Annotated in this window: 2 protein-coding genes; both read left to right on the forward strand. The window is 72.8% G+C overall.

Annotation, left to right across the window (positions count from 1 at the left end):
- Positions 1-186 precede the first annotated feature (186 nt).
- The gene (locus ACZ3TS_RS42745; RefSeq protein WP_467628595.1) at positions 187-1584 is read left to right on the forward strand and encodes a maltokinase N-terminal cap-like domain-containing protein; all 1398 of its coding nucleotides are present in this window, start codon (positions 187-189) and stop codon (positions 1582-1584) included.
- Between the two features lie 41 nt (positions 1585-1625).
- On the forward strand, positions 1626-2437 hold an 812-nt coding region (locus tag ACZ3TS_RS42750; protein ID WP_467628598.1), incomplete at its 3' end, for a GlgB N-terminal domain-containing protein.

A 2437-nucleotide genomic window follows, 5' to 3' on the forward strand; every position in this document is an offset into this window, starting at 1 on the left:
AACTGATCGGCGGCGTCCGCTTCCCCGCCATCGGCGACCTGCCCTACCTGCTCACCCTCGCAGGCCACGGCTTCTACTGGTTCCGGCTCCGCAAGAACGTCCCCCAGGCCACCAAGGTGAACTTGTTCGTGGGCGGTTGATTCAACGCCGCTGATCCGTCGGCCGCCACGGAAAGGACGCGACGCCATGGCGAAGACCCAGACCGCAACGTTCCGCCCGGACAGCCTCGGCGCCGCCTCGCTGCTGCCCTCGCTGCCCGGTCTGCTGCGCGAGTGGCTGCCGCGCCAGCGCTGGTTCGCCGGCAAGGGGCGCCCCGTGACGGATCTGGCGCTGCTGTCGGTGACCGAGTTGCAGCCGGACTGCCTGCACGTCCTGATCCGCGCCCACCACGCCGAACGGCCCGCGATACGGGGGCCGGGCGCGGCCCCGGCCCACGACTGCTACCAACTCTTCCTCGGCATGGGGGAATCGCTGTCACCCCGGCTCTCCCCGGCCGTCCTGGGACGCATGAGCGAGGGCCCCTTGGCGGGGCTGCTGGTCTACGACGCCCTCCAGGAACCGCACTCGGCGTCCCTGCTCCTGGAGCGGCTGCGTACGCCGGGCACCACGGGCGCCCTCCGCTTCGAGCGCGACAGGCGCGTGACGATTCCCTCCGGACTGGCCCCCCGCCTCCTGGAAGCCGAGCAGTCCAACTCCTCGCTGGTGTACGGAGAGGCGTACATCCTGAAGGTCTTCCGCCGGGTGCGGCCCGGAATCAATCCGGACCTGGAAGTGCCCTGGGCTCTGTCCCGGCAGGGGTGCACCCGCGTACCCGCCCCGGTGGCCTGGTTCCGTACGTCGAGCCCGTGGGACGCGACGCTCGGTGTGCTCCAGCCCTTCCTGCACGGCGGCGTCGACGGCTGGACGCAGGCCCTCGAGGCACTCACGTCAGGGCGGGATTTCACCGAGGAGGCGTACGAGATGGGGCGGGCCACGGCAGAGGTCCACCTGGCGCTCGCCGCCGCGTTTCCCGTCGAGTCCCAGGGCGCGGCCGAGAGCCGGTGGCTCGCGTCCGGCATGGGCGAGCGACTGCGGGACGCCATCCATGCCGTACCGGAGCTGCTGCCGTACGCGTCCGGGCTGCGGTCCGCCTTCACCGAGCTGGTGGTGCTGGACGCGCCCCGGCCCGCCCAGCGCATCCACGGCGACCTGCACCTGGGACAGGTCCTGCGGGCCGAACGGCAGTGGCACGTGATCGACTTCGAGGGTGAGCCGGCCCGCCCGCTCCCCGAGCGGCGCCGCGCCCAGTCCCCGGTGCGCGATGTGGCGGGCATGCTCCGCTCCTTCGACTACGCCGCCCACGCCCGTAGGCCCTGGCGCCCCGAGTGGGCGCTGCGCTGCCGCGAGGCGTACTGCGCGGGCTACGCCGCCGAGGCGGGCCGGGATCCCCGGGCGGAGGGCGAGCTGCTGCGCGCGTACGAGACGGACCGTGCCGTGTACGAGGTCCTGTACGAGGCCCGGCACCGCCCCGACTGGCTGCCCGTGCCGATGGCGGCGATCGCACGCCTCGCCGACCGCACCGGCCTGAGGAGGCTGACGCCGTGACTCTGCGCACCGAGCGACAACCACCCCTTTCCTCCCCGCGGTTGGGCACACCGGGACCGGCGCCCGCGGCGTCCGAGGACCGGGAACGGCTGCTGGCGGGTACGCACCACGACCCGCACTCGGTGCTGGGCGCGCACCCGCTGCCCGGCGGGGTGGCCCTCCGTGTGCTGCGCCCTTGCGCCCTCTCGGCCACCGTCGTCACGGGCGACGCATGGGCGGAGCTGCACGACGACGGGGACGGCTTCTTCTCGGGACTGCTGCCGCTGCGCGACGTGCCGGAGTACCGGCTCCTGGTGGCCTACGAGAGCACCGTGCTGGAGACCGACGACCCGTACCGTTTCCTGCCCACGCTGGGCGCGCTCGATCTGCACCTGATCGGCGAGGGACGCCACGAGGAGCTCTGGAAGGCGCTCGGCGCCCAGGTGATGACCCATGCCGGCGTCCGGGGAACCCGGTTCACCGTCTGGGCGCCGGACGCGCGCGGGGTCAGGGTCTGCGGAGACTTCTGCCACTGGGACGGCGGTGCGTATCCGATGCGTTCGCTCGGCTCGACCGGCGTCTGGGAGCTCTTCGTGCCCGGCATCGGACCCGGAACGCTCTACAAGTTCGACATCACCCGCCCCGACGGCACTCACACCGTGCGGGCGGATCCCATGGCCCGCCGTGCCGAGGTCCCGCCGGCGACGGCGTCCATCGTGACGGAGTCCGCGTACGAGTGGCGCGATGCGGAGTGGATGAGCCGACGTGGTGACCGGCCCGTGCACGCGGCGCCGTTCTCGGTGTACGAGGTGCATCTGCCGTCCTGGCGCCCTGGGCTGACCTACCGTCAGCTGGCCGAGCAGCTCCCCGCGTA

It is taken from the genome of Streptomyces sp. NPDC022910 (genome assembly GCF_055561075.1).

Coding starts and splice junctions, on each gene's coding strand:
- ACZ3TS_RS42745 (WP_467628595.1), top strand. CDS start 187: ATGGCGAAGACCCAGACCGCAACGTTCCGCCCGGACAGCCTCGGCGCC.